Below are 16521 nucleotides of genomic sequence, written 5' to 3'. Positions count from 1 at the left end.
TCCAGGGTACCCAGGCTGCCCGGACACCCTGGCGGGCCCGCCGGGCACCCCTGCCGTCAGGAGGCAGCGTGGGCCAGGGCCTCGCCCACCAGGGCCAGAGAAGCCGCCAGCAGAACCAGGCGGCCGGCCCGGCAGAACAGGCGTGAGGCGACAACGAAACCCATCGGGATCATGGCAGTGCTCCGTTTCAGGGCAAGGGGAAAGGACTCAGCGGCCCGTCGTCTGCAGGGGGCGGAGGTCCGGCAGGGCCACCGAAAAGGCGGGGGATCCGTGGCGGGTCAGGGGCCAGCGCCGCACCCAGCAGCTGTGGGTTTCTTCGTCGATGCTGATGACCTGGTAGGTGCCGCCCTGGCGGCTGCACAGTTGGACGAAGCCGCCGGGGTGGGGGGCTGGGGCCGAATGGGAGGAGGGGTAAGGCATGGGTCAGACCACGCATCAGCCCTCAACGTAACAGAAAGTTGCAGATTGATTGACGAGAACCACCTTGGTGTGCATTCCAAGGCACATGGCGGCCGCGCCTGCCCCACACATGCGTAACCCCCTCGGGGCGGGCCCAAGGGGGTTACTTCGCGAAAGCAGTGGGGAGTTGATCAATCTCCCTGCCCCGCAAGATCGTTCTAGATCGGCGGTAACGACTACAGCGCAGGCCTGAACATTCCGTCACAGGTCAGACGCTGTTGTGCGTCGGTTCACTCCTCGTCGTCGGAGCCGCCGACCGGCACCAGGCGAATCGCCTTGCGACCCAGCTTGATCTCGAACTCATCGCCCGGCTCGAGGCCCAGCATCGCGGTGTACGCCTTGCCCACCAGCAGGTTGCCGTTGAACTGGACCTTGGCGGTATAACCGAGTTTACGGCCGGCCTTGGTGGCCGCCTTGCCCACACCGTCGCCGAGGTTGATCCCCTTGGCATCGAGAAGCGCTTCGTAGAAGGCTGTGAAGTTCAGGCGCTCATTGCCGTCCTTCTTGGTGCTCACGTAGCCGCAGCTGCGGACCAGATCCGACTTTGAAGCGTCTCCAAGCTCTTTCACCTTGGCGAGCAGATCGGGACCTTTAAGCATGATGCAATGGCGGTGGGTATTTCAAGGAAATTGTACAACTCGGGCCCGCGATCGCAAGTTGGGCCAGATTCGGCCTTCCCCGCTCTCTGCCCCTATTCAGCGCGGCCGCTCGCGCAGCAGCTGCTGTGCTCCCCCCGCCGTTCCATGGCCATGGCCGGAGGGACGCAATCCGGCAATGCAGGCTAACCACGAGGCCGCTATCCCCAGCGGCGCGCAGGGCCACGGTCCACGGGCATGGCCCGGTGGCAGGAGCTGCACCCTTCAGCTCTTCGGTGGACCCTCCACCTGATACTGCACCTGCTGGGGAAAGGGGATCTCGATGTCCCGTTCCCGGAAGGCCCGCCAGATGGCCGCCTGGACTTCGCTGCAGATGGAGACGTTATCCATCGGATTGGCGATCCAGAAGCGCAGGGCATAGTCGATGGAGGAATCCCCATAGCGGAGCAACAGGCCCTTTGGTGCCGGGTTCGGAAGAATGCGGTTCTGGCTGAGGGCCGTCGCCTCCAGCAGGTCGATCACCTCCAACGGATCATGGTGGTAGGCCGCGCTCACCAGCACCTGGCTGCGCCGCAGCGTGTCGCTGCCCGTGTAGGTCACGGTGGTGCTGGTGAAGAACGTCTGGTTCGGGATCACCAGCTCGGCATTATCCCGGTCGCGCCAGAGCACGGCGGCCCGCAGGCCCAGGCTGCGCACTTCGCATGGATCCCCGTCGATGAACAGCACCTCTCCGGGCCGTACCGATCCTTCGAACAGGAGCCAGAGGCCACTGACAAAGTTGGAGAAGACTTCCTTGATGCCGAACCCCAGGCCCACCGAGAGGCCACCGGCCACTGCCAGGATCGCGGTGCGGTTGAAGCCCACATGATCGAGGGCCCAGACGATCCCGAAGGCCACCGCCGCATAACGAATCATCAGGGCCAGGGCGCGGCGGCTGCCGTTGCTGATGCCCACGCTGCGCTGCACCAGCCAGGCCATCCCCTGGGCCGGCGGTCCCGTGCCCATGGCCAGCACATACAGGATCACCACCGCCAGCAAAAAGCTGCCCAGGGTCACCTGCGAGCCGAACCATTCGCCGATGGGGATCAGGGCCAGATCCTGGGGGTTGTCGAACACCCGGATCACCAGCAAAGCGGAGACCAACAGGTACGCCGGGCGGATCAGGCGCGTCTCCAGCAACTGCATCGGCTGGGGCTGGATGAAACGGCCCAGCAGCAGGCGCACCCCGCCCAGCCCCAGCCAGCCCAGGTAGAGGAGCAACCCCAACACGAGCAGTCCGTACGGTTGGCCGCCAATCCCCAGGGCCAGCGACAGCAGGCCCAGCAGACTGCTGATCACCAGCTTCGGCTGCCCTGCCGGGGGAAACCGCGGGGCCAGCCGCCGGCCCAATGGCCCCTGTCCGAGGAACACGAGCAGCAGCAGGATCAGCTGGACACGCACCTCGATGCGCTGCAGGTAGCCGAACCAGCCCAGGATCTCCAGCAGCAGAATGTTCATCGGGACCGCTCGCCGTCCAGGAGGTCGATCAGACCATTGAGGGCGTCCTGCTGGCTCAGGTCATCAAAGAGGAAGCGGGTGAGCAGCGCCTGCCAGGCGTCCCTCTGGCTCTTGCTGGTCTTCCCCACCAGGCGAAGCGTCGAGCTCTGAACAGATTGTCGTCGCCCCTCCACCATCGCCGCCACCACGGAGGAACTGCTCACCGGCGGAGCCACCTTCCGGTTCACCGGCAGCACGAACTGGTTGCGCAGGACCATGTCTCGTTGGTGCAGCGGACTGATGGCGAATCGGGCCAGGGCCAGGGCCAGCTGGCGCTGGTGCGGACTGGAGTTGACCCCGAAGGCGAGCACACGCTCCCGGGTGATCGGGCTGGCGGCGCCGAAGGGGCCGGAGGGCAGGGGGGACACGCCCAGGTTCCTGCCCAGACGCGACCGGAGCCGGGTGATGTTGATGCTGCGGCAGGGAATCCAGTCGAGGGTCCCCACCATCAGTTCCTTCAGCAGTTCCGTCTCGGTGGGGTAAAAAGTGACGCGCTGTTGCAGGTCAGCCGCGCGCAACCATTGCAGCCAGCCATTCAGGCTGGTCCGCATCGCCGGGGTCACCGGTGCGCCGGCCAGCAGGTCTCCCACCGCGTCGATCGCCCCAAGCGGGCCCAGGGTCCAGACCAGGTTCACCGCATCGAGGGATAGCCCCACTTCCATCCCCTTGGCACTCAACGCCAGAAGCTCGGTGAGGGTGGCGGGGCTGCGCCTGACGCGGCGCTGATCGAAGCAGGCCACCAGGGGCTGCAGCTCCATGGGGAGGCCGGTCAGGGTTCCATCCGCGCGTCGCACGCGCACCACGGAGCCCGCCTCCAGCTGATCCAGCACCACGGCCGGGAAGGACACGGTGCTGATCAGCCGTTCCCGGGCCAGCTCCTGGGCCGTGGACTCGTTCACCAGCAGCAGGTCGGGGCTCAGGCCCGTCCGGTTGCGGACGAAGAGTTCATTGCGCAGGCTTTCCTCGTTAAAGGTTTCCACCTGGAGCCGGACCCGTGGCTGCAGGGAGCGGAACGAGGCCTGCAGCAGGGCCGTGCGTTCCCGGACTTCCTTCTGCAGTTCGGTGTCCATGGCCTCTTGGCTGACCCCGATGACGATGTAAAGCGTGCCCTCGAGGGGGCGGAGCATGGGCTGCAGACGCTGACCTTGGCAGCCCCCGAGGCTGGCCACCAACGGGAGGAGAAGCCCTGCGGCGATCAGCTTCATGGCCAGCGGCCGGCGACCCTGACCGGACGGGGCCTGAGCAGGTCGGGTGGGGAAGCAGCGGCAGAGGGGGGTCACATCGGGAGGCTAGGGGTGTTCGCTGCGGCGGGCACCCCTGGCGCTACGGATCAGTCCTCCGGGTAGAGCAGCTCGGCGAGTTCGTCGGGGTCCACGTCGTAGACCCGCGCCAGGGTCGTTTCGATGGCGCTGGTCACCACATCCGGCAGGAAACGCATCGCGTTGAGGGCGTCATCGGCGATGTCGTCGGTGAGGAGCTTCTCGCCCCCCAGTTTCTCGTCGTTGATCACGGCCATCACCCAGCTCTGGTAAGCGGTGACGAGATCGGCAAACTCGAGCTCAGGATCGTTCAGATCGAGGGCCATCGGGCGTCTCCAGGGACGGATGTTGCCTCTGCAGTTTGCCGCCTGGTCGTCAGGATGGCTGGATGCATCAGGAACCCCTGCCATCGGTGGCCTCCCTGCAGGGCACCCTGTTCGACTTCGCCATCGCCGAGCTGGTGCGCGGCCATCGCGAGAGCTTCCCGCCCCTGTGGACGGCCGACAGCTGGGCCAAGCTGATGATCTGGCTGGCCCTCAGCTGTGGCTGCTCCGGCGAAGCCCGGGCTCTCGAGGCCTTCGCGGCGGCCCTGGGTCCGGCACTCACGGCAAGGATGCGGCGGCTGTTCTTCGAGCGGGAGCTGCCCGACCTGAACCTGCGGGTGATGGCCGATCCGGCCGAGCAGCAGGTGCTGGTGCTGGCCCTCGAGGCGGGCCAGGACGCCGACGCGGACCCAGGGGGGTCGCTGGATCCGGAGCGGGTGGCGGCGGCCCTACAGGCCGTAGGCCTCAGCGCCCTGGTGACGGCCGATCGCCATCGCTGGCAGCCGCTGCAGGCCCTGATGGCGGTGCCCTGGCAGGCGTTCTAGGTTCCCCTTCAGCGAGATCCCTGGCGCGGATGCGGCTCATCGGCAGCTTCGAGGATCCCGGCTACGTGGCCCTGGCCGATGTGGCGATGGCGTTCTTCGACCGTCGCAGCGACCTGCAGCGCAGCGGTGTGGCCTTCTCCTTCGGCAGCGACGGCGCTCCCGGGACGGGTTCCGAGGCTGGCACCGCGGGCGATCCCGGCAAGATCTCCACCGACATCAGCCTGGTGTGGATCGACCGCTCCGACCCGGAGGCCCAGGGCCTGGCGGATGTGATCATGCGCGGTGTTTCCGCGGGTCTGAAGCGCTACCTGGCCGAGCGCCCCCTGTTCCTCACCTGCTGCCCGGAGCGCTCCCTGTTCGTCAACCCGATCTTCAACCTGCAGCGCTACGCGCCGGGGGAGGGGTTCTACAGCTGGCACTGCGACTGGAACACCAGCGACGAGGCCACCGAGCCGATCCGCCGGGTGCTGGCCTGGATCCTCTACCTGAACACGGTGCCGGACGGCGGCACCGAATTCCACTGGCAGGACCACCACGAGGAGGCCGTCAAGGGCAAGCTGGCGATCTTCCCCGCCGGCCTCTCCCACCTGCACCGGGGCCGCGTCAGCCAGAGCCACACCAAGACCATCGCCACCGGCTGGATCAATGCCGGCACGCTGGACGCCTACGTGGCGCGCCTCGCCGCCGGCTGAGGCCTCATCCCAGCGCCGAGGGCACGATCAGCTGCTCCAGCCGATGCTCCAGCTCCTCGGTGAGCGACTGCACCGCCTTGCGCCGATCGCGGCGATAGTCCGCCATCCGTTCGTCCACCACGATCGGCGTGTCGATGCTGATCCGCGCCCGCAACCTGCCCAGCCGCGGGCGCTGGTTGGCGGTCTGGCCCTGGATGCGGCACTGGGTGTCCCAGAGCAGCAGCAGCGTGTCGGCGAAGCGCTCCTGGCTGGGCCGCTCCCGCACGTAGCTGCCGCTCACGGCGACGAAGGACTCCACCACGCGCATGTGCCACAGCTGGGCCTCGGTCTCCTCCGCCAGCCGGTCGGCCAGAGCCTGGGCCAGGGGACTGGGGGGGCCTGCGGCGGCGGGCTGGGCGGGATAGAGCCGATCCCAGCCGGCCTGCTCCAGGCGGCGGCAGCGGTCGGTGAGGCTGCCGATGGGTTGCAGCCCGAAGGACAGCTCCACCCGCCGCAGGGCCAGATCCATCAGCCGCTGCAGCCGGGGCCCGAAGGGGGGGTCGGGCCCCGGCTCAGCGGCGTCCGCGGCGGCAGCGCACTCCTCGGGCAGGGCCAGGTGCACCTTGTCGCGGTAGAAGGCCTCCATCTGCTCGAGCATGCGCTCCCCGAGCCGCACCAGCCGCTCCAGCAGCCGGGCGGCGGCCAGGTCGTGGCTGGGATCGGGAGCCAGGCCTGCCCCCTGCTCGAGCCGGCAGAGCAGGGCCTCGATCGCCACCCAGATCGGTGTGGTGTAGCTGTACTGCAGGCCGATCGGCAGCAGGTCCATGCGTTCGCGACGGGCGGCGTCGGCGAGGTCGGCGGCTGTCCAGAAGGCGAGCTGGGCGGTGCCGGGCTCCAGCGGGCTGAGCAACTCGTTGTGGCCGTTGGTGGCCCCCTCCGGTGCCAGGGCGAAGGGGTGGGGGCCGTCCAGCAGCAGCCGCCGGGCCGTGCGCAGGGCCGGCAGATCGAGCTTGCTGCGCTGGATCGAGCCGCCCCCCAGGTGGGTGAACAGCCAGCCCATCCCCGCCCCGGCCCAGAGGGGGATGCCGCGGTCGAACAGGAACTGGGCCGAGGGCGCCGGGTCGAAACGCAGACCCTGGAGCCGGCCCGCCCGGGCCAGCTCCACCCACAACAGCCGGGCCATGCTCAGGGGATCGTCGAGGCTCGGGTGCCGGAAGGCGAGCAGCAGCCGGCTCTCCCCGGCCTGGAAGGCACGCATCGCCTCCACGAGCGAGGTCATGCCCACTACCTCGACCCTGTCGATCCTGCAGCGCCAGCGAAGCCAGAGCGGCAGCACCACTCTGCCCACCGCCAACACCCGCCCATCCAGGCGGGGTGGCAGGAATTCCAGCGGCGGGGCGGTGGCCATGGGCGGAGGCTAAGCGGGGTGATCGGCGGCCCGCCGCGCGATGGGAGCGGGTGGGGCCTGGCTGCAGGGAGCACTGTGTCGAAGTTGGCTGCGACACGGCTGGCCGCAGCGGCCACAGATAGGTTCCGGGCAGGTTTTTCGGCGATCCATGCCCCTCAACGAATACAAACCCGGCACCACCTTCCCCGGTGTGATCGGCCGCACCGCCGATGTGTCGACCCCGGCCTGGCCCGAGCCCAACCGGGCGAAGGAGGGTGCGCCGAACGTGCTGTACATCGTTCTGGACGACACGGGCTTCGGGCAGCTGGGCTGCTATGGCAGTCCGATCGCCACGCCGCATCTGGATGCCCTGGCGGCCGATGGGCTGCGCTACAGCAACATGCACACCACGGCGCTCTGCTCGCCGTCACGCTCCTGCATGCTCACCGGGCGCAACCACCATTCCAACGGGCTGGCCTGCATCACCGAGGGGTCGATGGGCTACCCAGGCTCCAACGGCTACATCCCGTTCGAGAACGGCTTCCTCTCCGAAATCCTGCTGCAGAAGGGTTACAACACCTACGCCGTGGGCAAGTGGCACCTCACCCCGGCGGAGGCCACCTCCGCCGCCGGACCCTACGACCGCTGGCCCCTGGGAAGGGGTTTTGAGCGCTTCTACGGCTTCCTCGGCGGCGACACGCACCAGTACTACCCCGAGCTGGTGCGCGACAACACCCAGGTGGAACCAGAGAAAACTCCTGAGCAGGGCTATCACCTCACGCCGGATCTGGTGGAGAAGGCGAAGGCGATGATCGCCGATGCCAAGCAGGTGGCGCCGAACAAGCCCTTCTTCATGTACTTCTGCACCGGCGCCATGCATGCGCCCCACCATGTGCCGAAGGAATGGGCCGACAAATACAAGGGCCAGTTCGACGACGGCTGGGACGCCTACCGCGAGAAGACGTTCGCCCGCCAGAAGGAGCTGGGCATCATTCCCCCGAACACCACGCTCTCCCGCCACGATCCCGACGTGCAGGACTGGGCCTCTCTGTCGGACGATGAGCGCCGGTTGTATGCCCGCATGATGGAGGTGTTCGCCGGCTTCCTGGAGCACACCGATCACTACATCGGCGAGCTGATCGCGTTCCTCAAGGATCTGGGTGAATACGACAACACCCTGATCATGGTGATCTCCGACAACGGCGCCAGCTCCGAGGGCGGACCCACCGGATCGGTGAACGAGGGCAAGTTCTTCAACAACGTGCCGGAAAACCTGGCGCAGAACCTGGCCGCGATCGACGACATCGGCGGACCGAAGTACTTCAACCATTACCCCTGGGGCTGGACCCATGCCGGTAACACCCCCTTCCGCCGCTGGAAGCGGGAGACCTACCGGGGCGGCACCAGCGATCCCTTCATCGTGAGCTGGCCGAAAGGCATCAACGCCAGGGGGGAGATCCGCAGCCAGTACGCCCATGCGATCGACATGGTGCCCACCGTGCTCGATGCCCTGGGGATTGAGGCGCCCACCACCATCCGGGGGGTGACCCAGAGCCCGATCGAGGGCTTCAGCCTGGCCTCCTGCTTCAACGACGCCACCGCGCCGAGCCTGCATCTCACCCAGTACTTCGAGATGTTCGGTCATCGCTCCCTGTATCACCAGGGCTGGCGTGCGGTCTGCCCCTGGCCGGGCACTTCCTTCAGCGAATCGGGCCGCCGGTTCGGCGATCCCATCTCCTACGACCAGCTGATCCAGCTCGACGCCCACGGCTGGGAGCTCTACAACCTCGAGGAGGATTTCGCCGAAACCAACAACCTGGCTGCTACGGAGCGCGACCGCCTCATCGCCATGATCGGCATGTGGTACGTGGAGGCCGGCAAGTACAACGTGCTGCCGATCGACAGCCGCGGCACCCAGCGTTTCGGGGTCGAGCGCCCTCAGATCGCCGCCGATCGACAGCGCTACGTCTATTACCCCGGCACCCAGGTGGTGCCCACCAATGCCGCCCCCAGGGTGATGAACCGGCCCCACTCAATTTCGGTGGAGGCCGTGGTGCCCGAAGGCGGAGCCGATGGGGTGTTGTTCAGCATGGGGGGCAACGACGGTGGTTTCGCGTTCTACGTGCAGAACGGCCTGCTCACCTACGGCTACAACTATGTGGCCGAGAGCCACTTCCGGATCACCTCCACGGCGGCGATTCCCAGCGGCCATCACATCTTCAGCGTGGAGTTCACCCCCACGGGTCCGGCCGACATCGCCAATGGCAAGGGCACCCCGGCGGCGATCAAGCTGTTCGTGGATGGCCAGACCGTGGGTGAGGGCCATCTGCCGGTCACGATTCCCCTGAGCCTGGGCCTGGCGGCGGGGGCGGCGGTGGGCGCCGATCCCGGCTCCCCCACCATGCCCGATTACAAGCCCCCGTTCGCCTTCACCGGCACCGTGAAGCGGGCGCTGGTGGATGTGACCGGCACATCGGTGGAATCGCAGGACGAGAAGATGCGGATGATCCTGGCGCGGCAGTAGTCGGCATGACCCAGAGCAAGCCCGTCAAATCCCTGCGCATCGAACTGCGCTGGTCCGCCGCCCTCGCCGTGGTCGTCCTCTGGGCGCTGGAGAGGGGGCTGCCGAGCCGGTTCCGGCTCCTTCCCTACGGCTTCGACTTCATCCTCTTCGCAACGGTTCTGATCCCGATGCTGGCCGTCGGACTGACGGCCGGCAGCACGAGGTGGTTGCGCATCGAGCGCGTCACCACCTGGCTCTTCGTTGCGGTCACCGGCAGCATCACGCTGGCGAATCTGGTCGTTCTGATTCAGGAGATGCTGTTCGGTGGAGGACAGCTCAATGCCATCGAGCTGCTCGCCTCCGGCATCGCGATCTGGGTCTCCAACGTGGTCACGTTCTCTCTGGCGTTCTGGCATGTCGATCGCGGTGGCCCCGAGGCGAGGCTCAATCGTCTGCCCATCCGCGCGGACTGGTTCTTTCCCCAGGAGGGGGTGCCCGATGCCGTCCGCCCTGACTGGCGCCCCACCTTCATTGATTACCTGTTCCTGGGCTTTTCGACGGCGACGGCCTTCAGCCCCACCGGGGCCATCCCACTCAGCGCCCGGGCCATGCTGCTGATGATGCTGGAAAGCTCCATCTCCCTGCTGACCATCGCCGTGATCGCGGCGAGGGCCATCAACATCCTCGGCACGTGAGCCCAGGGCCACGAAGATCGATCCCGATTTGAGCCCATAGGGCAACGGCCGGTGCGGGATTGGCTTGTGCGGCGTCACCCGGCGGCTGCCGTGCCGCAGGCTGAGGTTGCAACGAACCTTCAGCAGGCGTGCAGGCGGTGATCCACGCCCCCTACTGTGCAAGGGCGCAAGGTGTGTTTGAGGGTGAGGCAAGTGTCCAGCGAAACCCCACCGCTATTCGGTAAAACCAGGTTTCTGGTTGGGCTGATCGATGAGTTTCTCGACAAGATCTCCGAGGGTGTGATTGTCGTCGAGATCGGGATCAAGGCCTATCTCACCACCAGTGAAGGGCCGGAGATCTGCCTGGAGAAGCTGAATCAGATCATTGAGATCAAGCGCAGCTGCAGTGAACTGAGGCGCACGATCGTGACGATGCTCTACACCGAGATGCTGCTGCCCGATGCCCGCGGCGACGTGCTGAGCTTGCTCGGCAGCCTGTTCGAACTGCTCGACGAGATGGGCGACAACTTTCAGGAGCTGATGATCGTTCAGCCGCGCGGTCTGCCGGAATTCGGTCAGGATTTCGCCGATCTCACCACCATGGCGATCCGCAGTGTGCAGGCCGTGGTGGTGGCGGCCCGCACCTTTTTCCGCACGCCGGCGGCGGTGCGCGACCACATCAACGAGGTCCGGGTGTTCGAGGATGAAACCGACAAGCTCGCCTGGCGGATCAAGCGCAGGATCTTTGCCGCCGAACTCAGCTTCGAGCAGCGCACGCAACTGCGGGAGGCCGCGGCGATGATCGACGCCCTGGCGGACAAGGCGGAGAACATCGGCGACAGCCTCTCGATTTTCGCGATCAAGCGCTCGCTCTGAGCCGGAGCTTCGACCATGGCCTTGATCGTCACCTTGACCTTTCTCTCCAGCGGCCTGTTCCTTGGCTGGTCGATGGGCGCCAACGACGCCTCCAATGCTTTCGGCACCGCCGTGGCCACGCGGATGATCCGCTTCTCCACGGCTGCCTTCCTATGCAGCGTGTTCGTGATCATCGGTGCGGTCACCAGCGGCACCGGCGCGGCAGAGGGGCTCGGACAGCTGGGAGCGATCAACGCTCTGCCGGGGGCCTTCACCGCCGCCCTGGCGGCAGCGCTCACGGTGGCCTGGATGAGCAAGGTGGGGCTGCCGGCCTCCACCAGCCAGGCGGTGGTGGGTTCGATCCTCGGCTGGAATCTGTTCAGCGGCTCCCCCACCGACCTGGACACGCTGCGGCGGATCCTGGCCACCTGGGTGATCTCACCGGTGCTCGGGGCGATCTTCGCGATGCTGCTGTACAAGCTGCTGGTGGAGTGGATCCGGCTCACCAAGCCCCATCTGCTCTCGCTCGATCGCAACACCCGCAGCGGCCTGATTCTGGCGGGCATCTTCGGCTCGTACGCCATCGGCGCCAACGGCATCGGCAATGTGATGGGTTTCTTTGTGGAAGCCTCACCCTTCCGTGACCTCACCGTTGGAGCCTTCAGTGTCTCGTCCGTGGAGCAGCTGTTTCTGATCGGCGCCATCGCCGTGGCCGTCGGCGTCTATACCTACTCACGACGCGTGATGATGACGGTGGGCGACGGCCTGTTGGCCCTCTCGCCGCTGGCCGCCTTCGTGGTGGTCGTGTCCCATTCGCTGGTGCTGTTCCTCTTCTCCTCCACGGCGCTGGAGAGCCTGCTGGCGCGTCTGGGCCTGCCAACGATTCCGCTGTTGCCGGTGTCGGGATCGCAGGCTGTGATCGGTTCGGTGCTCGGCATCGGCCTGCTGCAGGGTCTCAAGGGGGTGCGCCAGATTCGCTGGGGGGTGCTGGTGGGGATCGCCTCCGGCTGGGTCACCACGCCCCTGATCGCGGCGGTGATCGGCTTCGTGCTGTTGTTCGTGGTGCAGAACGTCTTTGGCCAGGAGGTGTTTCGCCCGCTCGATCAGGGGCTCAGGCCAGCGGCGATCGAGCGCGTCAGTGGGGCCCGCCTCCCTCCGCTGGCTGTGCTGGCTCCCCACGGGCTTTAGACGACGCTCCGTCCGTTCGCCATCAGCGAACGGGTGCATCAGCACCGCTGTGGCCTTCCTGCCGCTCAGGACCACCAAGAGCTGGGTGATGCGGATAATCGAGCCGGTGCCAACCTCAGCGCAGCTCCAGGGGGGTGATCGGCCCGTCGCCCCGCTGCACCCCCAGCCGGATCGGCCGCGGCGGACCCTGCGCCGGCAGGGTCACCTCCACCCAGAGCCGCTCGTCGGCCGGGCGGCGGGAGGGATCCGCCACCCCGGGCGGGATGAAGTAGGCCACCGATGGCCCAAGGCGCCAGCGTTTGCCCTGCGGTGTCGCCGGAAGGCTCTCGGAGCGGGGGGTGGCGTCCGTGGCCAGGGTGGCCTGCACCCGGGCGGCCTCGTTGCGCAGCACCAGCCGCTCCCCCGACCAGGGCCTGGACTGGCCGATCGGCACCTCTGGGGCCGGCACCAGCAGGGCCAGGTTCACGTAACGCCCCCGGATCGGCAGGTAGGGATCCACCGGCTCGCTCAGGATCCAGCCCCGGGGCCGGGTGGCCCGATCCAGCAGCAGCTGGCCCCCCAGGCTCAGCAGCAGTCCGCCCTGCAGCAGGGCCACCAGCAGGCCGCCTGCCGGCCCGGGGATCATGGGGTCCCCCTGGCGACGGCGCGGGCCACGAGCCGGCGGCGCAGCAGCTCCAGGCCCCAGCCGCCGCCGAGGAACAGCACCCCCAGGCCGATCAGGCTGGCGGAGCGCCCCAGGCTGTCCATCACCTGGGACACGTAGAAGGCCAGCACGTCGATGGCGATCAGGGCAGCGCCGAAGTTGACCCGCTCGGAGCGGCCCTCCATCACGCCCCAGGCCACCAGCAGCAGCCCGCCGACGGCCCACCACAGATAGGTGAACACGCCGGCGTCCTGCGGGGTGCCCCAGGCCAGCGCCACCCCCGGCAGCAGCCAGCCGATCGCCACCGCCAGGGGCCAGGCGCGCCGGCCCCGCAGGCGCAGGCCCAGCAGCAGGGGGGTCCCCAGGGCGACGGCCCAGCCGATCAGGGCCAGGGGCAGCGGCAGGGTGGCGGTGGAGGGGGCCATGTGGCTGAGCAACTGCCAGAGCAGGCCCGCCGGCAGCAGGCCCAGCCCGCCGAGCCAGAGCAGCACCCGCCGCGGCGCCGGGGCGGGGCCCGCTCCCGCCGGCGCCGCCAGATAACAGAGGCTGAGCAGCACCAGGCCCGCCGCCGGCGCCAGCACGGCCGTCGGATCCCCGGATCCCCGTTGCAGTCCCTCGGCGGCGGTGTCGACGGCCCGCTGCCATGTGCTGATCAGCCAGGCGGGTCCCAGCAGGGCCAGCAGCGCCAGCTGGGGCCACTGGCGCAGCAACACCCAGCCCAGGCCCGCGCCGATGGCCCAGAGCAGCAGCCCCTGGGGCCAGTGGGCCTCGAGATGGAACAGCTGGCCGGCGAGGAACAGGCCGGTCCCCAGGGTCACCGTGCCCACCCCGTGCAGGCTCACCGCCAGGGGCGGGAAGCGGCTCTCCACGGCGGCGGCGCCCCCGTGCAGGCCCACCACCAGCGCCAGCAGCAGGCCGAAGCGCTGGCCGGGTCCGAGGGCCGCCCAGTGGGTGGAGACGAACAGCAGCAGCCCGGCGGCCACCAGCACGCCCCCGAGGGCGACCGCCACCAGCACCGGCACCCGCAGTCGTCGTCGGCCCGGCTGGGACCTCTCCCAGGCCCGGATGGCCTCGGCGCCGGCGGGGTCGATCAGGCCCGCCTGCCGCCAGCGCTCCAGCCGTGATTCCCAGCCGTCAGCCATGGCCTGAGGCTACGGGGACCGGGTGGCTCCGCAGTCGCGCTCCGCGTGAAAGTTTTCGCCTTGGCGCAGCGGCGGGTCCGGTGGTTGTCCATGATGCAAAGACCCTCTGATCCGTCCCGTTGTCGGCCAACGGAGCGCCACGGCCCAACCCGTCGCCCGTCGACAGCCCTGCTGGCGGAAGGATCGTTGCCGCCGAGCGGGAACGGCGCCTCAACGAGGAGCGCCATCGGCTTCTGGCCGAGAACGCCAGGGATGTGATCTGGACCATGGCGCCCGACGGATCGATCACCTCGGTCAGCCAGGCGGTGGAGAGCCTCCGGGGCCTGACGCCGGAGGAGGCGATGGTCGAGCCGATCGAGCAGACCCTTCCCCCTGACTCGCTGGCGGTCTCCCTGGGTTACTTCACCCAGCTGGTCGAGGACCTGTAGGCCGGCCGACCGCCCCAGTCCTTTCGCGGCGAGCTGGAGTATTACTGCCGCGACGGCTCCACCGTCTGGATGGACGTGATCGCCCTGCCGGTGCTGGACGAGCAGGGGACCTTCCTGGAGCTGCTGGGGGTCAGCCGTGACATCACGGAGCGCAAGCGCACGGCACTCGAACTGCAGCAGGCCCGGGCGGACGCGGAGGCGGCCAACCGGGCGTTGCTGGCCGCCAACCGGGCGCTGGAGCGGCTGGCCAGCACCGATGGCCTCACCGGGCTCTGGAACCGGCGGGAACTGGACGAGCGGGTGCGCCGGGAGATCGATCGCGCCGACCGCTACGGCGATGACCTCTCCCTGGTGCTCTACGACATCGATCACTTCAAGACGATCAATGACCGCTTCGGCCATCCGGCGGGGGATCGGGTGCTGGTGGAGCTGGGGCGGCGGCTGCGCTCCCAGCTGCGCGAGAGCGATGGCCTGGGTCGCTGGGGCGGCGAGGAGTTTTTGGTGCTCATGCCCCACAGCAGCGGCGAGGAGGCGCGCCGTCTGGCGGAGAAGCTGCGGCGGCTGGTGGCGGAGACCCCCGTCGAGGACGTGGGCACGGTGACGGCCAGCTTCGGGGTGGCGCAGCGGCGGCCCCAGGAGCCGGCGGAGGCCTGGTTCCGGCGGGTGGATGGGGCGCTTTACCGCGCCAAGCAGGCGGGTCGCAACCGGGTGGAGCTGGATCCGGAACCGCCTGCCGGGTGAAGGAGACCGTACCCCCAGGGTTGCCGGGCATAGCCTCCCCCAAAAGCGGTCGCTCAGCTCAGGTGCTCGGCCGTTCTGCTTGTGCGCAGCACCAATCCCCTGAACTCTCCCCGACGCATCCTCTTGCTCAACCTGGCGGCCCTGGTGGCCTACGGGGTGCTGGCCGGTCTCTCTCACTACCTGGTGGGAGGCCAGGCCCTGGTGCCAGGCATCTGGTTCCCCTCGGGCCTGATGGCGGCCCTGGCGCTGCGGTGTGGCCCCACCGTTCTGCCCGGTCTCTGGCTGGGGGCCAGCCTCGTCGGGGCCCTGTCCAGTCCGGGCTCCCTGGGGCTCCACGCCGCCCTTGGACTGGCGACCTGTCTGGAGCCCATGGCCGTGCTGCTGCTGGCGCCCCGGCTGATGCGCAGCCGAGACCCCATGGACAGCCTGCACGACTTCGCCGGCTTCTACAGCGCTGCCGCTATCGGTTTGGCGCTGTCGATCGGGGCCACCGGGCTGTTGCAACCCGCAGGCCCGTACGCGCCCCTGTCGTTCATCCTCCACCTGGCGGGAGTCCTGGCGCTGGCGCCGCTTCTGCTGGCCGTGCCGGAGCCCGGGGATCGGGCCGGCCTGCAGCGCCTGGTCGCTGAGCTGCGCCAGCCGGACTGGTGGGCGCTGCTGCTGGCCATCACGGTGAGCACCTTGCTGATCAACGGGGGGTTCCTGCCGACCCTGAGCCTCACGCCCCTGGCCCTGCTCTTCCCCCTGCTCCTGGTGGCGGGCTTCCGCTTCTCGTCGGCTGCCGCCACGGGGTTGAACCTGCTGGCGGCGCTGCTCCAGACCTGTTTCCCCTTCGTCGTCGGCGAGGGCCTGCCGTCCTCGAGCGATCTCCTGCTCCGCTCGGTCATGGCCCGCCTGTTCTGCGGTCTGCTGCTCCTGGTGCTGATGGTGCTGGTGACGAACCAGCAGCACCGGCGGATGCGCGCCGGGTTGGAGCAACAGGCGCGTCGCCTGGAGGAGGTCGTGGCGGCGCGCACCCAGGACCTGACCGTGGCCAATGCCCGGCTGGAGCGGCTCAGCCATCTGGACAGCCTCACGGGCATCCCCAACCGCCGCGGCTTCCAGCGGACATTCGACGCCGAGTGGCAGCGGGCCCTGCGCCATCAGCTGCCTCTGACGGTGGGGATGCTGGATGTGGACCATTTCAAGGCCTACAACGACCTCTACGGCCATCCGGCCGGAGACCGCTGCCTGGAGCAGATCGCGGCCGTGCTGGCGGCGGAGCTGGGACGCCGTGGTGAGCTGGTTGCCCGCTATGGCGGGGAGGAATTCGTGCTGTTGCTGCCTGGTCTGCCGCTTGAGGCCCTGGGCCCGCTGGGCGACAGGCTCTGCAGCAGCATCCACAGTCTCGGTCTGACCCATTCCCGCGGCGGACCCGAGGGCCTCGTCACCATCAGCCTCGGGCTGGCGACCGCCGTCCCCAGGGACGGCCTCACGCCGGAGGATCTGCTCGCCGCCGCCGACGCCCTGCTCTACAAGGCCAAGGACGAAGGGCGCAACCGCGTGTGCCTGGTGTCGCTGCCGCTTTGAGA

Annotated in this window: 16 protein-coding genes and 1 pseudogene; 9 read left to right on the top strand and 8 right to left on the bottom strand. The window is 68.4% G+C overall.

What is annotated here, in order from left to right; translation table 11 throughout:
* Positions 1-207 precede the first annotated feature (207 nt).
* The 5 genes from KBZ12_RS04695 to KBZ12_RS04675 all read right to left on the bottom strand — a co-directional run bounded on the left by KBZ12_RS04695 (position 208) and on the right by KBZ12_RS04675 (position 4176).
* Entirely contained in the window at positions 208-420 is a 213-nt protein-coding gene (locus KBZ12_RS04695) for a hypothetical protein (RefSeq protein ID WP_254956667.1), read from the bottom strand.
* Positions 421-689: 269 nt separating this feature from the next.
* The gene (locus tag KBZ12_RS04690; protein WP_254956666.1) at positions 690-1058 is read right to left on the bottom strand and encodes an AbrB family transcriptional regulator; all 369 of its coding nucleotides are present in this window, start codon (positions 1056-1058) and stop codon (positions 690-692) included.
* 261 nt (positions 1059-1319) lie between these two features.
* Complete coding sequence (locus KBZ12_RS04685) at positions 1320-2552, bottom strand: mechanosensitive ion channel family protein (RefSeq protein ID WP_254956665.1); 1233 nt, start codon at positions 2550-2552, stop codon at positions 1320-1322.
* Positions 2549-3718, bottom strand: coding sequence for an extracellular solute-binding protein (locus tag KBZ12_RS04680; protein ID WP_254956663.1), 1170 nt, complete (start codon positions 3716-3718; stop codon positions 2549-2551). The genes KBZ12_RS04685 and KBZ12_RS04680 overlap by 4 nt, the downstream gene beginning before the upstream one ends.
* Before the next feature lie 203 nt (positions 3719-3921).
* On the bottom strand, positions 3922-4176 hold the full coding sequence (locus tag KBZ12_RS04675; protein ID WP_216906524.1) for a hypothetical protein: 255 nt from the start codon (positions 4174-4176) through the stop codon (positions 3922-3924).
* A gap of 62 nt (positions 4177-4238) precedes the next feature.
* On the opposite strand from KBZ12_RS04675, the gene KBZ12_RS04670 reads away from it, so the two are divergent.
* A complete protein-coding gene (locus KBZ12_RS04670; RefSeq protein WP_254956662.1) occupies positions 4239-4718 on the top strand; it encodes a protein phosphatase in 480 nt (159 codons plus the stop codon).
* 29 nt (positions 4719-4747) lie between these two features.
* Positions 4748-5410, top strand: a complete 663-nt coding sequence (locus KBZ12_RS04665; RefSeq protein ID WP_254956661.1) for a 2OG-Fe(II) oxygenase — start codon at positions 4748-4750, stop codon at positions 5408-5410.
* A 4-nt stretch (positions 5411-5414) separates the two neighbouring features.
* Here KBZ12_RS04665 and KBZ12_RS04660 read toward each other — a convergent pair whose 3' ends face one another.
* Positions 5415-6797, bottom strand: a complete 1383-nt coding sequence (locus tag KBZ12_RS04660; protein WP_254956660.1) for a 1-acyl-sn-glycerol-3-phosphate acyltransferase — start codon at positions 6795-6797, stop codon at positions 5415-5417.
* A gap of 148 nt (positions 6798-6945) precedes the next feature.
* On the opposite strand from KBZ12_RS04660, the gene KBZ12_RS04655 reads away from it, so the two are divergent.
* The 4 genes from KBZ12_RS04655 to KBZ12_RS04640 all read left to right on the top strand — a co-directional run bounded on the left by KBZ12_RS04655 (position 6946) and on the right by KBZ12_RS04640 (position 11996).
* Positions 6946-9300, top strand: a complete 2355-nt coding sequence (locus tag KBZ12_RS04655) for an arylsulfatase (protein WP_254956659.1) — start codon at positions 6946-6948, stop codon at positions 9298-9300.
* Positions 9301-9305: 5 nt separating this feature from the next.
* Positions 9306-9974, top strand: coding sequence for a hypothetical protein (locus KBZ12_RS04650; protein WP_254956657.1), 669 nt, complete (start codon positions 9306-9308; stop codon positions 9972-9974).
* A gap of 192 nt (positions 9975-10166) precedes the next feature.
* Positions 10167-10829, top strand: coding sequence for a DUF47 family protein (locus KBZ12_RS04645; RefSeq protein ID WP_254956654.1), 663 nt, complete (start codon positions 10167-10169; stop codon positions 10827-10829).
* 15 nt (positions 10830-10844) lie between these two features.
* Entirely contained in the window at positions 10845-11996 is a 1152-nt protein-coding gene (locus KBZ12_RS04640) for an inorganic phosphate transporter (protein ID WP_254956652.1), read from the top strand.
* Between the two features lie 115 nt (positions 11997-12111).
* On the opposite strand, the gene KBZ12_RS04635 is transcribed toward KBZ12_RS04640, so the two are convergent.
* Positions 12112-12621, bottom strand: a complete 510-nt coding sequence (locus tag KBZ12_RS04635; protein ID WP_254956651.1) for a GDYXXLXY domain-containing protein — start codon at positions 12619-12621, stop codon at positions 12112-12114.
* On the bottom strand, positions 12618-13781 hold the full coding sequence (locus tag KBZ12_RS04630) for a DUF2157 domain-containing protein (protein WP_254956650.1): 1164 nt from the start codon (positions 13779-13781) through the stop codon (positions 12618-12620). Before KBZ12_RS04630 ends, KBZ12_RS04635 begins: the two co-directional genes overlap by 4 nt.
* A gap of 119 nt (positions 13782-13900) precedes the next feature.
* Here KBZ12_RS04630 and KBZ12_RS04625 point away from each other — a divergent pair.
* The 3 genes and pseudogenes from KBZ12_RS04625 to KBZ12_RS04615 form a co-directional block, all read left to right on the top strand.
* Positions 13901-14368, top strand: a pseudogene (locus KBZ12_RS04625) (PAS domain-containing protein); the annotation flags it as partial.
* A 54-nt stretch (positions 14369-14422) separates the two neighbouring features.
* A complete protein-coding gene (locus KBZ12_RS04620) occupies positions 14423-14950 on the top strand; it encodes a GGDEF domain-containing protein (protein WP_254956737.1) in 528 nt (175 codons plus the stop codon).
* 81 nt (positions 14951-15031) lie between these two features.
* A complete protein-coding gene (locus KBZ12_RS04615) occupies positions 15032-16519 on the top strand; it encodes a diguanylate cyclase domain-containing protein (RefSeq protein ID WP_254956649.1) in 1488 nt (495 codons plus the stop codon).
* Positions 16520-16521: the final 2 nt, after the last annotated feature.

It is taken from the genome of Cyanobium sp. Cruz CV13-4-11 (assembly GCF_024346055.1).
In the GTDB taxonomy this organism is placed as follows: Bacteria; Cyanobacteriota; Cyanobacteriia; order PCC-6307; family Cyanobiaceae; genus Cyanobium.
This window is presented reverse-complemented; position numbering and strand designations above follow the sequence as displayed.